Source organism: Buchnera aphidicola (Nurudea yanoniella) (assembly GCA_039829995.1).
Classification (GTDB): Bacteria; Pseudomonadota; Gammaproteobacteria; order Enterobacterales; family Enterobacteriaceae; genus Buchnera_B; species Buchnera_B aphidicola_AV.
Map to the genome: position 1 here is coordinate 424,471 of CP140036.1, position 21,753 is coordinate 446,223.

17 protein-coding genes and 3 tRNA genes are annotated in these 21,753 nt (G+C 24.0%); 7 read left to right on the plus strand and 13 right to left on the minus strand.

Annotation, left to right across the window (positions count from 1 at the left end):
- Positions 1-107: 107 nt before the first annotated feature.
- From U0T64_01905 to U0T64_01915, 3 genes are all read right to left on the minus strand, one after another.
- Positions 108-178: transfer RNA gene (locus tag U0T64_01905), tRNA-Gln, on the minus strand.
- A 31-nt stretch (positions 179-209) separates the two neighbouring features.
- A tRNA-Leu gene (locus U0T64_01910) sits at positions 210-292 on the minus strand.
- Positions 293-322: 30 nt separating this feature from the next.
- Positions 323-396 (minus strand) — tRNA-Met (locus U0T64_01915).
- A gap of 178 nt (positions 397-574) precedes the next feature.
- On the opposite strand from U0T64_01915, the gene glnS reads away from it, so the two are divergent.
- The 3 genes from glnS (at position 575) to eno (ending at position 5,462) form a co-directional block, all read left to right on the plus strand.
- Positions 575-2,230: a glutamine--tRNA ligase gene (gene glnS, locus U0T64_01920; GenBank protein ID XBC41115.1), complete on the plus strand. Its 1,656-nt coding sequence runs from the start codon at positions 575-577 to the stop codon at positions 2,228-2,230.
- 256 nt (positions 2,231-2,486) lie between these two features.
- On the plus strand, positions 2,487-4,124 hold the full coding sequence (locus U0T64_01925) for a CTP synthase (GenBank protein XBC41525.1): 1,638 nt from the start codon (positions 2,487-2,489) through the stop codon (positions 4,122-4,124).
- Between the two features lie 63 nt (positions 4,125-4,187).
- Complete coding sequence (gene eno, locus U0T64_01930; protein XBC41116.1) at positions 4,188-5,462, plus strand: phosphopyruvate hydratase; 1,275 nt, start codon at positions 4,188-4,190, stop codon at positions 5,460-5,462.
- 141 nt (positions 5,463-5,603) lie between these two features.
- Here eno and ispF read toward each other — a convergent pair whose 3' ends face one another.
- From ispF to mutS, 4 genes are all read right to left on the minus strand, one after another.
- Positions 5,604-6,095 carry a 2-C-methyl-D-erythritol 2,4-cyclodiphosphate synthase gene (ispF, locus tag U0T64_01935; protein ID XBC41117.1) on the minus strand — a complete coding sequence of 164 codons (492 nt, stop codon included), beginning with the start codon at positions 6,093-6,095 and terminating at the stop codon, positions 5,604-5,606.
- Positions 6,092-6,811, minus strand: a complete 720-nt coding sequence (gene ispD, locus U0T64_01940) for a 2-C-methyl-D-erythritol 4-phosphate cytidylyltransferase (GenBank protein ID XBC41118.1) — start codon at positions 6,809-6,811, stop codon at positions 6,092-6,094. Before ispD ends, ispF begins: the two co-directional genes overlap by 4 nt.
- Positions 6,812-6,837: 26 nt before the next feature.
- Complete coding sequence (locus U0T64_01945) at positions 6,838-7,134, minus strand: septum formation initiator family protein (protein ID XBC41119.1); 297 nt, start codon at positions 7,132-7,134, stop codon at positions 6,838-6,840.
- 246 nt (positions 7,135-7,380) lie between these two features.
- The gene (gene mutS, locus U0T64_01950; protein ID XBC41120.1) at positions 7,381-9,798 is read right to left on the minus strand and encodes a DNA mismatch repair protein MutS; all 2,418 of its coding nucleotides are present in this window, start codon (positions 9,796-9,798) and stop codon (positions 7,381-7,383) included.
- A 172-nt stretch (positions 9,799-9,970) separates the two neighbouring features.
- Between mutS and U0T64_01955 the strand changes: the two genes are divergently transcribed.
- From U0T64_01955 to U0T64_01965, 3 genes are all read left to right on the plus strand, one after another.
- On the plus strand, positions 9,971-10,597 hold the full coding sequence (locus U0T64_01955; GenBank protein ID XBC41121.1) for a thioredoxin domain-containing protein: 627 nt from the start codon (positions 9,971-9,973) through the stop codon (positions 10,595-10,597).
- Positions 10,598-10,724: 127 nt separating this feature from the next.
- The gene (locus U0T64_01960; protein ID XBC41122.1) at positions 10,725-11,648 is read left to right on the plus strand and encodes a 5'-3' exonuclease H3TH domain-containing protein; all 924 of its coding nucleotides are present in this window, start codon (positions 10,725-10,727) and stop codon (positions 11,646-11,648) included.
- Positions 11,649-11,659: 11 nt separating this feature from the next.
- Positions 11,660-13,417: a DNA polymerase gene (locus U0T64_01965; protein ID XBC41123.1), complete on the plus strand. Its 1,758-nt coding sequence runs from the start codon at positions 11,660-11,662 to the stop codon at positions 13,415-13,417.
- A 20-nt stretch (positions 13,418-13,437) separates the two neighbouring features.
- Here the strand turns inward: U0T64_01965 and yihA are convergent, their stop codons facing one another.
- Entirely contained in the window at positions 13,438-14,043 is a 606-nt protein-coding gene (gene yihA / locus U0T64_01970) for a ribosome biogenesis GTP-binding protein YihA/YsxC (protein XBC41124.1), read from the minus strand.
- Between the two features lie 279 nt (positions 14,044-14,322).
- Here yihA and typA point away from each other — a divergent pair, with 279 nt between their 5' ends.
- Entirely contained in the window at positions 14,323-16,137 is a 1,815-nt protein-coding gene (gene typA / locus U0T64_01975) for a translational GTPase TypA (GenBank protein ID XBC41125.1), read from the plus strand.
- Positions 16,138-16,298: 161 nt separating this feature from the next.
- Here typA and gmk read toward each other — a convergent pair whose 3' ends face one another.
- From gmk to lysS, 5 genes are all read right to left on the minus strand, one after another.
- Positions 16,299-16,919, minus strand: a complete 621-nt coding sequence (gene gmk / locus U0T64_01980) for a guanylate kinase (GenBank protein XBC41126.1) — start codon at positions 16,917-16,919, stop codon at positions 16,299-16,301.
- Between the two features lie 82 nt (positions 16,920-17,001).
- Positions 17,002-17,796: a thymidylate synthase gene (thyA, locus tag U0T64_01985; GenBank protein XBC41127.1), complete on the minus strand. Its 795-nt coding sequence runs from the start codon at positions 17,794-17,796 to the stop codon at positions 17,002-17,004.
- A 4-nt stretch (positions 17,797-17,800) separates the two neighbouring features.
- Positions 17,801-18,664, minus strand: a complete 864-nt coding sequence (gene lgt / locus U0T64_01990) for a prolipoprotein diacylglyceryl transferase (protein ID XBC41128.1) — start codon at positions 18,662-18,664, stop codon at positions 17,801-17,803.
- A gap of 178 nt (positions 18,665-18,842) precedes the next feature.
- On the minus strand, positions 18,843-20,099 hold the full coding sequence (gene lysA, locus U0T64_01995; GenBank protein ID XBC41129.1) for a diaminopimelate decarboxylase: 1,257 nt from the start codon (positions 20,097-20,099) through the stop codon (positions 18,843-18,845).
- A 126-nt stretch (positions 20,100-20,225) separates the two neighbouring features.
- Positions 20,226-21,722 carry a lysine--tRNA ligase gene (gene lysS / locus U0T64_02000; GenBank protein ID XBC41130.1) on the minus strand — a complete coding sequence of 499 codons (1,497 nt, stop codon included), beginning with the start codon at positions 21,720-21,722 and terminating at the stop codon, positions 20,226-20,228.
- Between the last annotated feature and the right edge of the window lie 31 nt (positions 21,723-21,753).

The window sequence follows — 21,753 nt, forward strand, 5'->3', positions numbered from 1 at the left end:
ATGTACCTTTCAAATGTTTTAAGTACATATTTTATTTAAAAATTTTTAATATAAAATTTTTAATTTATATTTTAACAATTTCAAAGTTATATAATAATAACAGTTTACTGGGGTACCTGGATTCGAACCAGGGATGCCGGTATCAAAAACCGGTGCCTTACCACTTGGCTATACCCCAAAAATTAATGCTTATATTAAAATTATTTAAATACGGAAGACGAGACTCGAACTCGTAAACCTAAAGGTGCCAGATCCTAAATCTGGTGCGTCTACCTAATTCCGCCACTTCCGCAATCATATTAAAGATTTATGATTTTAAAAGTAGCTACGACAGGATTTGAACCTGTGACCTCAGCGTTATGAGTGCTGTGCTCTAACCAACTGAGCTACGTAGCCTTTTTGCAAAATAACTTTATAGTTTAAATTATGCTGTGTTATAATAATAATGTCAATAATGATTTAAAATAAATTAAAATTTGTAAAACTTAATTTTAATAAACTTACTAATATTGATATTTAACATTTTTTATAAAAATATTTTTATTACTTCGTATAAACATATATAGAGTATAAGATGAAAAAAGAAGCATACAATTTTATTCAAAAAATAATTTATAATGATTTAATAAATAAAAAAATTAAAAAAGTAAAAACAAGATTTCCTCCTGAACCAAACGGTTATTTACACATAGGACATGCAAAATCAATTTTTTTAAATTTTTATTTATCTAAAAAATTTAAAGGAACATTTAATCTACGATTCGATGATACAAATCCTAAAAAAGAAAATGCTCATTTCATTAAAAATATCATAAAAGATGTGGAATGGTTAGAAAGTGAATGGAAAAAAAATATTTTTTATGCTTCTTCTTATTTTGAAAAAATGTATAAATTTGCAAAAGAACTTATTACGAAAGGATTAGCTTATGTAGATCAATTAAACAAAGAAGAAATACGCAAATATAGAGGAACATTAACTACTCCCGGAGTTAATAGTCCATATCGAGCACAAACAGTTAAAGAAAATCTATTATTATTTAAAAAAATGAAAAATGGAAATTTCACAGAAGGATCAGCATGTTTAAGAGCTAAAATCGATATGCAATCTCCTATAATTATAATGCGAGATCCTGTTTTATATCGCGTTATTTCTTCTGAACATCATCAAACCAAGAAAAAATGGTGTATATATCCTACATACGATTTCGCACACTGTATTTCTGATTCATTAGAAAAAATTACACATTCTTTATGTACATTAGAATTTCAAGACAATCGTAAATTATATGACTGGATTCTGAACAATATTAGTATTCATCATCATTCACATCAATATGAATTTTCTCGATTAAAATTAGAATACTCTGTTCTATCAAAAAGAAAACTTAACACTTTAGTATCTAATAATATTGTAAATGGATGGGATGATCCTAGAATGCCTACGATTTCTGGATTAAAAAAACGAGGATATACTCCTTATTCTATAAAAAACTTTTGTAAAAAAATTGGAATTACGAAACAAGAAAATATGATAGAACTATCTTTTTTAGAATCTTGCATTAGAAAAGATTTAGATTCTCATGCTTGCCGCTATATGGCTGTTATTAATCCAATAAAATTACGTATTTGTAATTTTCCAAAACATCATAAAGAAATACTCACAATTCCAAACCATCCAAAAATAAAAATAATGGGCTCCCATAAATCTATTTTTAGTAATGAAATATACATAGATCGTACAGATTTTTGCGAAAATAATACTATATTAAATAAAAAATTAGCCATAGGAAGAGAAATTAGATTGCGATATGCATATACTATTAATGCACAAAGAATCATAAAAGATAATAATGCAAATATAATAGAAATCGTATGTACATATGATAAAAACACATTAGGAAATAATCCTATTAATAAAAAAATATCAGGAGTCATTCATTGGATTTCTTCTAATAATGCATTATCAGCGCAATTTAATTTATACGATAAATTATTTTTAATAAAAGATCCTGAATCACATAAAAATTTCTTAAAATATATTAATAAAAATTCTTTAATTAAAAAAAACGGTTTTATAGAAGCTGGAATATTAAAAAACATTTCAAAAAAACAATATCAATTTGAAAGAGAAGGATATTTTTGCATTGATAAAAAATATTTTTCTACAAATAAATTAATATTTAACAGAATAGTCTCCTTAAAAGATAAAACCAAAAAAAAAATTATATAGAATAAAATTAAAAATATTAAATATTTTAAAAAATTTTCAATAAACAGTTATGAAAAAAAGAAATTTAAACAGTTTTATGAACTATTTTTATTCTATATCATAAGTTTAAAACTTAATTCTAATATACACATCTAAAAATATTGTAGCTAATTTAATTTTTACATTAACAAAAAATCAAAAAATTATAAAATTCAAAAACCATATTATTATTTTCATAATGATTTTATTTGATATTTCATTTCAATTTTGGTTAGATATGACAACACATTATGTTTTTATAACTGGGGGAGTGGTATCATCCCTAGGAAAAGGTATTACGACAGCTTCTTTAGCAGCTATTCTCGAAGCAAGAAATCTTAATGTAACTATTATAAAACTAGATCCGTATATTAACGTAGATCCAGGAACGATAAGTCCTATACAACATGGGGAAGTATTTGTTACTGAAGACGGAGCAGAAACAGATTTAGATTTGGGACATTATGAACGTTTCATTCGAAATAAAATGACTCGTAAAAATAATTTTACTACAGGTAGTATTTATTCAGAAGTATTGCAAAAAGAAAGAAATGGAGATTATTTAGGATCAACTATTCAAGTGATTCCTCATATTACTAATGCAATTAAAAATAGAATTATATTATGTTCTAAAGATAAAGATATTATATTTGTCGAAATTGGAGGAACAGTAGGAGACATAGAATCATTGCCTTTTTTAGAAGCCATTCGGCAAATGGCGGTAGATGTAGGGAAAAAAAACACTATATATATTCATTTAACCCTTATTCCTTATATATCCGTTACAGGAGAAATTAAAACTAAACCTACTCAACATTCAGTAAAAGAACTACTATCCATTGGAATACAACCTGATATATTAATATGTCGTTCAAAAAAAACCATTTCTCATGTTGAACGGAAAAAAATTGCTTTATTTTGTAATGTATCAGAAAAATCAGTAGTGTCTTTACACGACGTTCAATCTATTTATGCTATTCCAAAAATTTTAAATAAACAAAAAGTAGATAGTTTAATTTGTAACCATTTTAAATTACAAGTCCCAAAAGCAGATTTATCAGAATGGGATCAAGTTATATATAACGAAAATAATTCTAAAAAAAAAGTAACTATTGGAATTATTGGAAAATATGTAGAATTACCAGATGCCTACAAATCAGTTATAGAAGCATTAAAACATGGTGGTTTAAAAAACCAAACTATCATTAAAATAAAACTAATTAATTCTAAACATATTGACGAATCAAATACAAATTTGTTAAAACTTCTACATGGAATTTTAATTCCTGGTGGATTTGGAAAAACAGGAATAAATGGAAAAATAATATCTACAAAATATGCTAGAGAAAAAAATGTTCCTTTTTTTGGAATTTGTTTAGGCATGCAAATCGCATTGATAGAATTTTTTAGAAATGTCATAGGTTGGAAAGAAGCTAACTCTACAGAATTTTCGCCAAAATGTAAATATCCTGTAATTTCTTTAATAAAAGAACAACAAATAATATCAAATAAAAAAATAACAAAAAAAAATATTGATAATTTTAAAGGTCCAATGAGATTAGGCAGTCAGTTATGTTATTTAAAAAAAAATAGTTTGTCAAGAAAATTATATCAAACAAAAACTATATTAGAAAGACATAGACATAGATATGAAGTAAACAACAAATTTTTAGAAAAAATAGAAAAACACGGATTATATGTCACAGGTATTTCTAAAAATAATAAATTGGTAGAAATTATAGAATTGTCGAATCATATATGGTTTCTTGCATGCCAATTTCATCCAGAATTTACATCAACTCCAAGAGACAGTCATCCACTGTTTTCTAGTTTTATAAAAGCCGCTTTAAAATATAAAAAATGCCATTTTAACTAATACGTTCGAAGCATATATACTTAAATATTTTATAATATATATTATCCCAAAAAAGAGAAAATTATGTCTAAAATAAAAAAAATAATTTCTAGAGAAATAATAGATTCTAGAGGACATCCAACAATTGAATCTGAGGTTCATTTACAAGGAGGATGTATTGGATTAGCATCATCTCCCTCTGGAGCTTCAATAGGATCTAAAGAAGCAATAGAATTGCGGGACAATGAAAAATCACGATTTTTTGGAAAAGGAGTAACTAAATCTGTTGAAATAATCAAAAATATTATTTCAAAAAATCTAAAAAATAAAGATGCTACTGATCAAAAAAATGTTGATGAAATTATGATTCAATTAGATGGAACAAATAATAAATCGAAATTAGGAGCAAATACTATTCTTTCAGTATCTCTTGCTATAGCACGAGCTGCAGCATCATATAAAGGAATACCTTTATATCAACACATTTCAGAACTAAATGGAACTAAAGGTCAATTTTCTATACCTATACCAATGATAAATATTATCAATGGAGGAAAACATGCAAATAATAACATAGATATCCAAGAATTTATGATACAACCAATCTGTGCTAATACGATAAAAAAATCAATTCAAATAGGATCAGAAATATTTCATACGTTAGGAATGATCCTAAAAGAAAAAAAATTCAGCGTATCTGTCGGAGATGAAGGAGGATATGCTCCAAATTTAGATTCTAATGAATCAGCACTACATATTATACAAAAATCTATTGAATTATCTGGATATACATTAGGAAAAGATATTTTGCTTTCTATAGATTGCGCTGCTTCAGAATTATACAACAAAAATACGAAAGAATATGTGCTAATTGGAGAAAATAAAAATTTTACATCAATCGAATTCACTCACTATCTAGAAACTCTTGCAAAAAAATATTCTATTACTTCTATAGAAGATGGTCAAGATGAATCAGATTGGAATGGATTTTCATATCAAACTAAAAGATTAGGGAAAAATATTAAAATAGTAGGAGATGATTTGTTTGCAACAAATCCTAAATTATTAGAAAAAGGAATAAAAAAAGGAATTGCCAATTCTATATTAATAAAATTAAATCAAATTGGAACATTGAGCGAAACTTTAAATGTTATAAAAATAGCTAGAAATTCACAATATACTACAATAATATCACATAGATCAGGAGAAACAGAAGACACTTTTATATCTGACTTGTCTGTAGGAACAAATTCGAAGTACATTAAAACAGGTTCTATGTGTAGATCTGAACGTACATCTAAATATAACCGATTAATCAGAATAGAAGAACATCTAAACACTAATATAAATATCTTATAAAAAATTTGTTTTAAAATATATAACTAATATCAATCAAATAGCAGAAATTACAATAAATTATAATACTACTCTATTTAATTTGCCTGCTATTTGAAAAATATTAAATTACTTTATAATTTAAAAATATAACTTGAAAAAATATTATGTATATGGTTTTTTTTTATTTCGATGTTTTAAAATGATTACTGATTCGCATGCTATACCTTCTTGTCTTCCAATAAATCCTAATTTCTCAGTAGTAGTGAATTTAATACTTATATTATCTATTAAGCAAGAAAGATCAACAGCAATATTATTCCTCATTTCATTTCTGTAAGAAAACATTTTTGGAAATTGTGCAATTACTGTTGCATCTAAATTAGATATTATATATCCTGTTCGTACAACTATTTTCCATACTTTTCTTAACAAAATTCGACTGTCAATATTTTTATACTTTTCATTATTAGGAAACATAGAACCAATATCACCCATTGCAGTAGCACCTATCAATGCATCAATAATAGTATGTATTAAAATATCTCCATCAGAATGAGCAATTAATCCTTTAACACGAGGTATAATAACTCCTCCAATAACCAATGGTTTTGTACCTCCAAATGCATGAACATCAAAACCATGTCCTATTTTCATAAATAAGTTCTCTTACAATATTGTTGTTTTAGGTAAAAATCAACAAGATCTATATCTTCTTTATAAGTTACTTTAATATTTCTACTATTTCCTCGTACTAATTCCGGATAATATCCAAAATATTCCATAGCAGATGCCTCATCAGTGATATATATACCTTTTTTTATAATTTTTTTTAAACAAGATAATAATAACTTTAAAGGAAAACATTGTGGAGTTAATGCATTCCATAATTTATTTCGATTAATCGTGCATAAAACATTCAAATTATTTATACTATATTTAATAGTGTTAACTACCGGTGTAGCTAATATTCCTCCAAACGTGCTATATTTAATTATATTAATTATTTTATTTAAATCGTTAAAATTCAAACACGGTCTTACTGCATCATGAATAATTACCCATTCTGTATCACGAATAACTAATAAACCAGACAATACAGAATTAATGCGAAATCCACCTCCAATTACTGAAAATACTCGAGGATGAGTAGAAATAGGCAATTTGTAGAAAAACTTATCTTTTTTATGCAAAACAATTATTACTTTCTTTATACTAGAATGTATTAATAAAAATTTTATACTATGTTCAAGAATAGTACACCCTTGTATTTTTATATATTGTTTAGGAATTTTGGATAACATCCTACTACCAATTCCAGCAGCAGGAATAACAGCTACAACTTTAGTAAATATAGAATTAATAGGTCTCATAAAAATTATTAAATTATTTTAAAATATTAGTTAAGATTATTAAAATAATGACTATTACTATCTATAATTCTATAAAAAGTTTCATTTTTTTTTATCATTTCTAAATTATTTCTCGCGTATTCTTCTATTAATTCGTCATTTACATTTAACAACTGTATTTCTATTGATAATTTTATATTTCTCTCGGTTAGATAAAAAATTTCCAATTTTTTCTCTGAAATTTTTTTATACAATTTGATATATTTAAAAAAACCATTTGATCCTATAAAAAAATTAATTTGCAAAAATAGCAATAACGTCAATAATCCTGTTTTTGTAAACATTATACATATACTCTAAACTTTTTATTAATTACAAAAAAAATAACTTCGCGATATTTTACATAAAAATTATTTTTAATATAATATATAAAAATATAAAAAATAATAAGCAAAAAAACTCGATTCAATACTAATTGGTACAAAATTAAAAATTTTTAACATTAAAATTTAATAATGTTTTTAAACATTTTTATAGTGTTTAGTTTCAAAATGATATTTTTTACAATTTTTAAAACTTTTTAAAATAAATTATTTAATTTTTTTTAATAATTCCTTAAACTTTTTTTTAGCTGTAGAAAGTACTAATTCAGGAAATTGTGCTAATGCAGCTATAACTAATCCATAACTTTTGTAATGTGATCCATTTTTTACTGAATACATAAAAGAAACTTTTTCATCATGTTCTACTGCATCAAAATATACATTTTTAACGTTTTTAAACATATCCTTCAAACTAGTCATTTCAAAATAATGAGTTGAAAACAATGTTATAGATTGAATTTCTTGAATTAAAAAAATCATACAAGCCCAGGCTAAAGATATTCCATCATGCACAGATGTTCCACGGCCTAATTCATCAATCAAAACTAAACTATTTTTGTTAGCATATCTTAATATATTAGACATTTCTAACATTTCTATCATGAAAGTAGATTGTCCTTGTGTCAAATTATCTGAAGCACCAATTCTAGTAAAAATTTTATCAAAAATTCCAATCCTAGCATACTCTGCGGGAACAAAACTACCTATCCATGCCATGATTATAATCAATGCAATTTGACGCATATAAGTACTTTTTCCACCCATATTAGGCCCAGTTATAATCAAAACATTATTTTCTTTTGACAAATCGATAGAATTTGGAATAAAAGGAGTTTTTAATATAGTCTCAATAACTGGATGTCTACTATTTTTCAAAAATATTTCACATCTATTAGTCATAGTAGGACAAATATAATTTAAAACACATGCTCTTTCAGATAAATTATTCAAAACATCTAAATTTGAAAGAATAAAAATATTATCCTGTAATATCTTCAAATATGGAAAAATAAAATTAAAAATACCTTCATATAAGTATTTCTCAATTTCTAATACTTTTGTTGTAGCATTAGCTAAATTACATTCGTACTCTATCAATTTCTTTGTAGAATATCTCTCACAATTTTTCAATTTTTGTTTTAAAATATAATTTTTAGGCACTAAATGGAAATATCTCTTACTAATTTGTATATAAAAACCTATAATTTTATTATATCCAATTTTTAAAGATTTAATTTTTAAGTTATTCTTTTCTTTTTCTTCAATTAATGTAAGACAATTCAATGCATTATTTTTGATTGTTCTCCATTTATCTAGCTCATTGTCATAGTTATCTTTTATTACATTACCTTCTTGAATAGTATTTGAAGGAAATTCCTTTATAGAATTTTTTAATAATTTTTTTATAGAATCAAATTTTTGAATTGATTGACTAATTTTTTTCAAACACACTAATTTTGTAGAATTCAATACATGTTTAATTTTAGAAAATTGCTTTAAAGCTACACGCATCAGTACTAAATCTTTCGGAGAAGCAATTCGCAAAGCAATTCTAGAAATAATTCTCTCTAAATCACCTAATTTTTTTAATAATGGTTTAAGAAAAAAATAGATATTTTGTAATGAATTAATTTTTATATGTCTATCTCTAATCGTAGATATATCCTTGATAGGATAATTTAACCATTTTTTTAATAATCTACTTCCCATAGGTGTAGAAGTATTATTGAGTATAGAAAACAATGTATATTCTTTTTTCCCAGATAAGTTTTCAAAAATTTCTAAATGTTTTCTAGTATCAGAATTTATAAAAATATAATTACTATCATGTCTAACATGTATTGATTTTATATGAGGAAGCGATGAAAATTGTATCAACTTAGCATATTTTAACAAACAACCTGCTGCTCGAATAGATAAATCAAATGTTTTAACATTAATATCTAATAAACATTTAGAATTTAATTGATCATTCAATTGTTGATATGCACTTTTAAAATCAAATTCGCATAATGGCCGATATCTCACACCTTGTCTTTCCATAACAAACGAATACTTTAAAAAATTTTCAGGAATTAAAAGCTCTTTAGGATCAGTTTTTTGTAATTCTAAAGATAAATTTTCAATGCCGTAATGTTCGGAGATATAAAATTCTCCAGAACATAAATTTAACGTAGAATACCCAAATTTTTCATTTTTATAGTAAATAGATCCTAATAAAGTATCTTCATTTTCTTCTAATAAAAAATCGTCTACTGCAGTTCCTGGAGTCACAACTTTAACTACTGCACGATCAATTAAACCTGTAGTTTTGTTCTTAACTCCTATTTGTTCACATATCGCAATAGATTCTCCTAAATCTACTAATTTTTTTAAATAATAGTTCAATGAATTAACTGGTATACCTGCCATTGGTATTTCTAATTCAGAAGAATATCCTCTTTTAGTTAAAGTAATATTCAATAAATCAGAAATACGTTTAGCATCATCATAAAACAATTCATAAAAATCACCCATTCTATAAAATAAAAACATTTCTAAATAATTAGATTTTATTGAAAAATATTGTTTTATCATGGGAGTATGATTTAAAAAAACTTTTTTTTTATCCATAACGTCACTCATTAAATAAAAACAACCATAAATAAAATATGACAAAAATTAAATTTAGTAGTACTATTGAATTTACCAAAAAACAAACAGTATATGTTTAAGTTGTTAATTAATAAAAATTATTTAATTTTACACTATACGTTATTATAATATATATTTTGAAAATAATAAAAAACGTAAAAATATGAAAAAAATTTTAGCAATCTTATTGTTACCATTATTTTTCTTAAATAATATTCAAGCTGCAATAATAGAAAAAAAATATAATGTACTGGAAAAAAAAATTATCAATGCTCCTCCAATCATAGAATTTTTTTCTTTTTTATGTCCACATTGCTACGAACTAGAAAAAATTTATAATCTTAATCATTATATAAAAAAACATATATCGCATTCTGTTAAAATAGAGAGATATCATGTTAACTTCTTAGGTGGAAAATTTGGACAAGCATTAACTCAGATATGGGAAATATCAAAAATGATAGGATTAGACAATAAGATTCTTATTCCGTTATTTAAAAAAATTCAAGATGAAAAAACTATTACTAACTTTCATACTTTAAAAAATGAATTTTTAAAATTAACTTTAATAAATGAAAAAGAACTAAAATTTTTATGGAATTGTTTTGTTATTAAATCAATAATATATAATCAAAACATAATACAAAATACTATCAATTTAGATCACATACCTTCAATTTTAATAAATGGAAAATATTCTATAGATAATGAAAAAATAAACTACAACTCAAAAAAAGAATTTATTAAAGATTATATACATGTAATAAAATTTTTACTTAAAAAAAAGTAAAAATTTTAGTTAAAAACTATAGTTTTAATTGAAACTATTTCACTATTTTTATTAAAAAATTAAATCAAAATTACAAAAACAACACTTATTAACAAAAAATTTTATATCAATTATTTTAATTTATTTTATGAATTTTAACCAAAAAAATATCGATTATTTATTAATAGATGGGACATCTTATATTTATCGTGCATACTATTCTTTTCCTTATTTTAAAAATAAAAAAAATGTCCCTTCTGGAGCAATATACGGAGTAATCAATATGCTTAAAAATTTGTCATTTAGATATCCGTATACTCAAATTATTATAATATTCGACTCTTCCATTCCATCATTTAGAAATATTTTATTTCAAGATTATAAAAAAAATCGACCTTCCATGCCTCAAAATATAAAAATTCAAATCAAACCATTATATAAAATAATTCAGTCTATAGGATTTCCTATTATAACAATACCTAGTTATGAAGCTGATGATATTATAGGGACATTATCTTATGAAGCCAATTCTAAAAACAAATTTACTTTAATTAGTACTAATGATAAAGATTTAGCACAACTAGTTAACATAAACACACATATATTAGAAAATATTTCTAAAAAAATATTAGGAAAACAAGAAATCAAACAAAAATATGGAGTATTTCCTTCGTTAATACCTGATTTATTAGGATTAATGGGAGATCGATCAGATAATATCCCTGGAGTTCCAAAAATAGGAAAAAAAACAGCTCTTTTTTTACTTGAAAAATTTGGATCTCTGAATAATGTATACAAAAATTTTGAAAAAATATCACAATATTCTTTTAGAAATTCTAAAATGATAATTAAACAATTAATTATAAATAAAAAATTGGCTTTTCTTTCAAAAAATCTTGCAACTATAAAAACTAATATATCAATAAATAAATCCATAGATCAATTTAAAATGTCTCCACCATCGTTACCAAAGTTGCTATATTTTTTTGAATATTATGAGTTTTACAGTTGGACAAAATCATTAAAAGAAGGAAAATGGTTAATAAATATACACAATCAAAAAATAAAATAATATATATATAAATGGAAAAATACACAATTATTAAAAAAAAAGAACAACTCAATGAATTAATATTTAGTTTAAAAAAATCTAATTTTTTTGCCTTTTTTTTACATATAAGTACTACTAAAAATAATACTTCATCTATTTTAGGAATAGCATTTTCAATAAATATAAATAATTCTATTTATTTACCATTAAAATTAAAATCTCATAGAGAAACATATAATATTACTTTAAAAGATATATTTTTATGTTTAAAAAAATTATTTGAAAACACACAAATTACTAAAATAGGATACAATATAAAATCTATTATAAAAATTCTTAAAAGTTACAATATTACACTATCAAATAATACATATGACATTATGATAGCTGAATATTTTCTAAATAATACAATTAAGAAATCAATGTTATTACATAACATTAATAAAAATTTAATTAAAAATAATAATTTTTTAAAAATAAAACAGAACTATACTACTGTCGAAAAAAAAAATATTTATTTTTCTTTAAAAAAAGTCAGAATACTTTTAATCACATATAAACAGACCCAAAAAAAAATTAATGAAAATAAAAAAACACAAAAAATTTTCAAAAATATAGATTTAAATTTAATAAAAGTTCTAAACAATCTAGAAAATAATGGAATATACGTTAGAAAAAAAATTTTAAGAAATATTTCAAATACATTTAATGCAAAATTATTTTATCTACAAAAAAAAGCATATGTTATATCAAAAAATAAATTTAATCTATTATCTAATTTAGAATTAACAAAAGTATTTCCGTCTCTTGCATCACCAAAAAAAATAACTCAAAAAATATTAAATATATTATCAAAGAAACATTTATTACTTAAAATAATATTAAGATATAGAAATTTATATATGCTAAAAAATACATATTCCGATAAACTTTTAAATCTAATAAATGAAAAAACTAATCGTATTCATTGTTCTTATAATCAAACAAATACAATTACTAGCAGATTATCATCTTCTAATCCTAACCTACAAAACATTCCTATTCATAATAAAGAAGGAAAACATATAAGAAAAGCTTTTATAGCACCAAAAAATTATCTTTTAATATCAGCAGATTATTCTCAATTTGAATTAAGAATATTAGCTCATTTTTCACAAGATAAAAATTTCTTAAATATATTTTCAAACAATGGGGATATACATCTTATTACAGCATCAGAAATATTTAACATTCCTATTAAAGACGTTGACGAAAATTTAAGATATCATTCTAAATTAATAAATTTCTCAATCATTTACGGAATGTCTTCCTACGGATTGTCTCAAAAATTAAATATAAATATAGATAAAGCAAAAAATTATATTGAAATATATAAAAAAAAATATAAAAAAATATTTGAATATATTGAAAATACTAAAAATATAGCACTAAAATATGGATTTATATTAACATTAGAAGGAAGAAAACTATTTATACCTAATATAAAATCTAAATATAAAAAAAATCGTAAAACAGCCGAAAAAACAGCTATAAGTGCTACTATACAAGGAACTACTGCAGATATTATGAAAATGTCTATGATACAAATTAATAATTTAATAGAAAATAATTTTTATAAGAACGCAAAAATGATACTACATATTCATGATGAATTAATATTCGAAGTAAAAAAAGAAAAAATACATATATTTTGCAAAAAAATAAAATATATAATGGAAAATATTATAAAACTTAGCGTTCCTTTAATAATCAATACAAAAATAGGGAAAAACTGGCTAGAAATGAATTAGTTTTTAATATAAAAATTAAATTACATCTTATTAGTAATCCAAAAATTTATATGATCCTTTAATTTATCTAATCCAATTTTATTAAAATTTGAAAATAATTCTACTGATATATTATTAGATAATACTAATTGATTGGTACGAATATAAATTAACTTTTGTTTTCTTTTTAATATATCTATTTTGTCTGATTTATTTAACAACATCAAAATTGGAATATCATAATTTCTTGCTGAGTTAATTATTTCTTTATCCCAAAATTTGATAGGTCTCCGGATATCTATTAATAAAATAATTCCTTTTAAACATTTTTGAATTTTTAAATACTGAAATATCATATTTTTAAAATTGGATTTAATATTTTTAGAAATTTTAGCATAGCCATACCCAGGAAAATCTACTAAACGCATCCCAGGATAAACTTCAAAAATGTTAATTAGCTGCGTTCTTCCTGGAGTTTTGCTAACTCTAGTTAATTTTTTTTGATTTGTTAAAGTATTAATCACAGTAGATTTTCCAGAATTAGAATATCCTAAAAATGCAATTTCGAACCCATATTTATATCTTTCTTTTTGCAAACTATAAATACTTTTTAAAAACACAGTATTATGATAATTTATTCCACACACAATAGCATTTTCCTAGCAGTATAAAACTATTTAAAATTTCGATTATAAAACTAAAACAGTTTTATAAATTTAAGCTTTTTAAGAGATATCATGTCTAATCTATATCAAAAAACATCTTTAAACAATATATATTACTATTTTCAAACATTTATATATTTCCAATATGAAATGAAATAATTACTATTAACAAATAACTATGTTAAAATTGAAATTTAATAATATAATTAAAAATTATATTTTTATAGTTACTTTTACTATTTTTTAAATACGATATATAAAATGAATAAAAATTTAAGAAATATAGCAATTATTGCTCACGTTGATCACGGAAAAACTACATTAGTTAATAAATTATTACAACAATCAGATACCTTTAAAAACAAAAAAGAAATTTCTGAATCAATTATGGATTCGCATGATTTAGAAAAAGAAAGGGGAATTACTATTCTTTCAAAAAATGCTACAATTGAATGGAAAAATTATCGAATTAATATTATTGATACACCCGGGCATTCTGATTTTGGAGGAGAAGTAGAAAGAATACTATCTATGGTAGATTCTGTTTTATTAGTTGTAGATGCGTTAGATGGACCTATGCCACAAACTAGATTTGTTACCCAGAAAGCATTTGACTACAAAATTAAACCTATTGTAGTCATAAATAAAATTGATCGAAAATATGCTCGACCACATTGGGTAATCGATCAAATTTTTGACTTATTTGTTAATTTGAATGCTACTGATGAACAATTAGACTTTCCTATCATATATACTTCAGCATTACTTGGAACTTCAGGTACTAACTATGAAAATATAGGATCTGATATGTCATCTCTATATGAAATAATAATAAAACACACACCTCCTCCAAAAACTAATTTTAATGATCCTTTTCAAATGCAAATTTCACAATTAGACTACGATAACTATTTAGGAAAAATTGGAATTGGCAGAATTCATCAAGGATCTGTGAAACCTAATCAAACTGTAACAATTATTAATGCTCAGGGTTTTAAAACTACTGGAAAAATAAAAAAAGTATTAAATTATTTAGGTTTAACAAAAATAAATACTACATTAGCACAATCCGGTGACATTGTAGCTGTTACAGGAATTAATAACTTGAATATATCTGATACCATTTGCGATCCAAATTACATCAATCCCTTACCAATTTTAAAAGTAGATAAACCTACTGTTAAAATAACATTCTCTGTGAATACTTCTCCATTTGCAGGAACAGAAGGAAAATACATTACATCAAAGAACATATTAAATCGATTAAAAAAAGAAACAATTCATAATGTTTCTTTAAGATTTAAAGAAACAAAAGATTCTAATACCTTTTCAGTATCCGGACGTGGAGAATTACATTTATCAATATTGATTGAAAATATGCGAAGAGAAGGTTTCGAATTAGAAGTATCACGTCCAAAAGTAATTCTCCGAACTATTGAAGGAATAAAAAAAGAACCGTTTGAAATTGTTGTACTCGACATTGAAGAAAAACATCATGGATCTATCATGAAATTATTAGGAGAACGAAAAGGAAAAATTTCTAATATTACTCCCAATAAAATCAGTAGAATAAAAATTGAATGTGTTCTCAGCAGCCATTATTTAATTGGATTCAAATCAGAACTTGAAACAATTACTTCAGGATCTGGAATATTTTATTCTTCCTTTAGCCACTACGGGAATATACAATCTAAAAATTTAGGTCCTCGAAAAAACGGAGTATTAATTTCAAACAAAACAGGACATTCAGTAGGATTTTCGTTATTTAATTTGCAAAACCGAGGAAAATTATTTATTGGTCATGGAGAAAAAATATATGAAGGACAAATCATTGGAATCCATAACAGAAAAAATGATTTAACTGTAAATTGCCTTTTAGGTAAAAAACTAACAAACATGAGAGCTTCAGGATCTGATGAAGCAATTACATTAACTACACCCTTAAAAATTAATTTGGAATATGCCATTAATTTCATTAATAATGACGAATTAATAGAAGTAACTCCGTTATCTATTAGATTAAGAAAAGCAATTTTACAAGAAAACAAAAGGAAATTATCTTTACGAAAAAAATAATGATCTTTTAAAAATACGTAAAGATTATAAAAACCAAATCTATTTAAATGATTTAAAATTTCATCTATAAATTACAGATTTTCTTAGAAAATAAAACTATACTATATTGCTTTAAAAAAAATAATTTTACATTTTTACTGCATTTAATAAAACATTGTATTTTAATTTAATAAATTTTTAATAAGAACATTGTTCTTTCTTTTTTGATATTCTTTAGATAAATGTTCCACTTGAATAATTCGATATAATTCTAATACAGCCAATTTAAAATTATCATTTATAATTAAATAATCGTATTCAACATAATGTTTCATTTCAGAAACTGCCTGTTTCATTCTTTTCTCTATTACACTATCGCTATCTTGTGCTCGTTTATACAGTCTTCTTCGTAATTCATTTCTAGATGGCGGTAGTATAAAAATACTCCTAGAATCTGGGAACTTTTTACGCACTTGTTGAGCTCCTTTCCAATCAATATCTAAAAAAATATCGACTCCAGTAAATAAATATTTATATATTTCCTGTTGAGATGTACCATAATAATTATTAAATACTCTTGCATATTCTAAAAATTTTCCTTTTTTAATCATATTTTTAAATTGATCAGTAGAAACAAAATAATAATGTTTTCCATGATATTCTCCTGGTCTAATTATACGAGTAGTATAAGATATCGATACATGTATATTAAAAGAAAAATCAAAGTTTAATATTTCTCGAATTAAACTAGATTTTCCTGTCCCGCTAGGAGCAGAAATAATAAATAATATTCCTTTTATCATAACTTTTAGAAATCTAAATAATTTTAAAATTTTCGGAAATTTTTAAGAAACAAATGTATATTTAAAATTTTATAAATTCACTTTACACTGCTATTTTTGCTTTTATAAAGGGATGACATTTATAATTTAATAAATTAAAATCTTTAACGCAATAATCAAATATATTTTCAGGTTTTCTATTAAATTCTAAAATTGGAAGATCATACGGTTTTCGCAACAATTGTATTTTAGCTTGTTTAATATGATTTTTATATAAATGAACATCACCTCCTGTCCACAAAAATTTTCCTATTTTTAGACAACACTGTTGTGCAATCATACAAGTCAATAAAGAATAACTAGCAATATTAAATGGAAGACCTAAAAATACATCACAAGAACGTTGGTACAACTGGCAACTCAATACATTGTTTACAACATAAAATTGAAATAATACATGACATGGAAATAAAGCCATTTGATCTAATTCTCCTACGTTCCAACTAGATACTACTATTCTTCTTGAATTAGGATTATTCTTTATTTGACTAATGACATTATTTATTTGATCAATTTCTACGCCATTGACAGCTCTCCATCTTCTCCATTGTTGGCCATAAATAGGACCAAGATTTCCTAATTTATCTGCCCATGCATTCCAAATAAATGTTTTATTATCATTTAAATATTTAATATTTGTATCACCTTTTAAAAACCATAAAAGTTCATAAACAATAGAATAAAAATTACATTTTTTAGTTGTAATTAACGGAAATCCTAGTGTCAAATCGAACTTCATATTATGACCAAAAATAGATAAAGTTCCAACTCCAGTACGATCTTCTTTGTTTTTACCTTTTTTTAATATTTTTTTTAATAATAATAAGTAAGATTTCATTTATTTAATTCTTAAAATTTTTGTTTTTACTATTTAAAATAATCATTATTAAAAATCCATATATTATCATGGGAATAGATAATACTTGTCCCATAGTAAAAAAATTTTTTAACAATCCTATCTGATAGTCTGGTTCACGAAAAAATTCAACTAATATACGAAAAATTCCATAAATAATTAAAAATAAACTTGAAATAAATCCAGGAAAATTTACTTTTTTAGCTAGAAAATTTAATATAACAAATAGAACCACTCCTTCTAAAAAAAATTCATATATTTGAGATGGATGTCTTGGAAGAACCCCAAATTTTTTTATTAACAATTGTAATTGAATGTTGTTTTTAGATACTTCTAAATCTAAAAACTTAGAACTAGGAAATAAAAAAGAGAAATAAAAATTTGGAGCAATACGACCCCATAATTCTCCATTTACAAAATTTCCTATTCTTCCCATACCCAATCCAAAAGGCACTAAAGGAGCAATTGAATCAGAAATTAAAAAAAAATTTTTATCAAATTTTTTTGAAAAATATAAAATTACTACAATTACTCCTAATAAACCTCCATGGAATGACATCCCGCCTTCCCATATTTTAAATACATAAAAAAAATTATTAAAAAAGAATAATGGATTATAAAATAGTATATATCCTAATCGTCCACCAATTAATAGTCCTAAAAAACTAAAATATAAAATATCTTCTATCTCTTCTATTTTTAATCCTATTTGTCTCATACACATTTTACCTTTGTATAAAACAAAAATAAATCCCAACAAATACATAATTCCATACCAATGTACTGGTATATTAAATATATGAAATATTATAGGATTAAAATTAGGACATAATATATAGGTATTATACATTAATTTTTCACTCTAACTTAAAATATTTTTACTAAAAATAATATCTATCTTGAAAAACTAATTCAACTATTGTTAAAAAATAATTATAAAATTGATCATCAGATATGCTTTTATTTTACTTTTAAAAAAACCATCAATAATATTTGAAAAAATATGCGTTAATTATAAAACACAACATTTAAAAACAATCTGTCTCTAATTTTAACAGTTCTTTTGCAGTTTGGCGTTTTCTAATTATGCGAAATTTTCCATCTTCAAATAAAATTTCTGGAATCAAAAAACGACTATTATAATTAGATGACATAGATGCTCCATATGCTCCTGTATCATGAAAAATTAAATAATCACCAATTTTTACTTTAGGAAGCATTCTTGTTTCTATATCACCTTGTTCATTCTGAGTAAATATATCTCCTGATTCACATACTGGTCCACCTACAACTGTTTCTATAATATCAGTGTCATCTATTATACGTCCGTCACCAGAAATAACAGATATATAATGGTAACTTCCATACATAACTGGTCTGGCTAAATCATTAAATCCAGCATCTACTAATACAAATAACTTAGAACTAGTACGCTTTATCGACCGTACTTCAGCAACTAATATTCCTGCGTTTGCTACTAAAAATCTTCCAGGTTCTATTTCTAACTGAATAGGATGGTTCAAATAACGAGAAATTTTGTTTCGTGCTATATCCCACAAAATAAAATATTTATTAATATCAAATGGACTGTCATAAGATTTATAAGGAACTGTTAAACCTCCTCCTGCTGATATTATTTTTATATCACAATTAAAATATAATACTTGTTTAACCATTTCCTTACAGACATATGTTAAATACTTATAATTGGCTCCTGATCCAATATGTATATGTAAACCTATAAGTTCTAAATTGTATTTTTTAATAAATGGTATTGCTTGACGAATATCCCAAATTCCATGTTTGCTGTTTTCTCCGCCAGTATTAGTTTTTTTACTATACCCAGACCCAAATTTAGGATTAATTCGTAACCAGATATTATGACCAGGAGATACTTTTCCAATTTGCTCTAACATATCAATTGATCCAACATTAACCGTAATATTATATTTTCTTACTTTTTCTAATGTACATCTGTCAATAACATCTGCTGTAAATACAATTTCTTGGTTAAAAGGACTATAACCAGAAATTAACCCTCTTTCAATTTCTCCTAAAGATACCGAATCAATTTTTAGCCCATTTTTTCGAAATAAACTTAAAATATGAATATTAGAACAAGATTTTTGAGCAAATCGAATTATATCAAATTGATGTAATTTTTTAATATTTCTTAGCATTATGTTAGAATCGTATATCCATAATGGTGAATTATATTTTTTTATTAGTTCTAATATATTGCTTTCTTTAAACACTATATTTTTTTTACTTAAATTTTCAAACATAAATACAATCTCACAAGTAATATATAAATTTATATAAAAATATTTCTATAAGAATTAATATAATTAAAAAAAAGTTTTAAAACATATAAAATTATAAAGTAAATTTTAATCAATAATAGAATTAACTTAAGATACAGAATTAGTAGGTTTGAGAATAGGAAAAAATATAACATCGCGAATGCTTTTCTGATTAGTTAAAATCATGATTAACCGATCAATTCCTATACCTAATCCAGAAGTCGGAGGCAATCCATATTCAAGTGCAGTAATATAATCTTCATCGTAAAATATCGCATCATCTGAAAATGTTACACGTCCTTCTTTAACTTGACTCAAAAACCTCTTCTTTTGATCTTCTGAGTCATTTAACTCTGAAAATCCATTTGCTAATTCATAACCCGAAATAAACAATTCAAAACGATCAGCAATTTCATGATCAATATCATTTCTTCTAGATAAGGGAGAAATTTCTATAGGATAATCAGTTATAAATGTAGGTTGAATCAATTTCTTTTCAACAGTTTTGTTAAATATTTCTGAAATTAATTTGCCTATACCCCACTTTTCATTTATTTTTATTTCAAAAAAATTAGCTATTTTCTTTAACTTATCTAAACTATCGAAATCAGATAGTGAAATATTCGAATTGAAATGCAATATTGCTTGTTTCATTGTTAACTTTTTAAAACTTTTTGTAAAATCTAATTCATATTTCCCATATTTAAATTTCAAACTACCTATTATTGTTTGAACAACATTTTTTAAAAGTCTTTCTGTAAAATCCATCATATCCTTATAATCTGAATATGCTATATATACTTCCATCATTGTAAATTCTGGATTATGCCACCTCGAAATTCCTTCATTTCGAAAATTTCTATTAATTTCAAAAATTCGTCTAAATCCTCCAACGATCAATCGTTTTAAATATAATTCAGGCGAAATCCTTAAATACAAATTCAGTCCTAAAGAATTATGATGAGTTATAAAAGGACGAGCAGATGCTCCTCCAGGAATATTTTGTATCATAGGAGTTTCAACTTCTAAAAATTTATTGTCTAACATAAATTTTCGAATACCTATAAAAATATTTGACCTAATTTTAAAAATAAAATTTAATTTTTTATTACTAATAAGATCCAAATATCTTTGTCTATATCTTATTTCTTTATTATATAATCCATGAAATTTATTAGGTAATGACTTTAATGACTTAGTCAACAATTGTAATTTAGTACAATAAATGGATAACTCTCCAGTTTTCGTTCTAAACAAATATCCATTAATTCCTATAATATCACCTAAATCTAACTTTTTTACTACGTTTAAATAAAATTCATCCATAAAATTATGTTTTGCAACATATAGCTGAATTTCTCCTTCAAAATCTCTCACAATAAAAAAAGAACTCTTTCCCATAATTCGTTTTTTTAAAATTCGACCAGCTATACTAACAAAAATATTTGATTCTTTTAACTGATCATTACTGTAAGATGAATAGTTTTCATTAATATTTGTAGAAGTATCCTTAGGTTTAAAATTATTTGGAAAATTGAAACCACATTTTTTTAAAACATCTAACTTTTTACGTCTTTGTTTTTCTTCATTGTTAAAAATATTCATACTAACCTTTAAGTATTTTTTAATAGATATT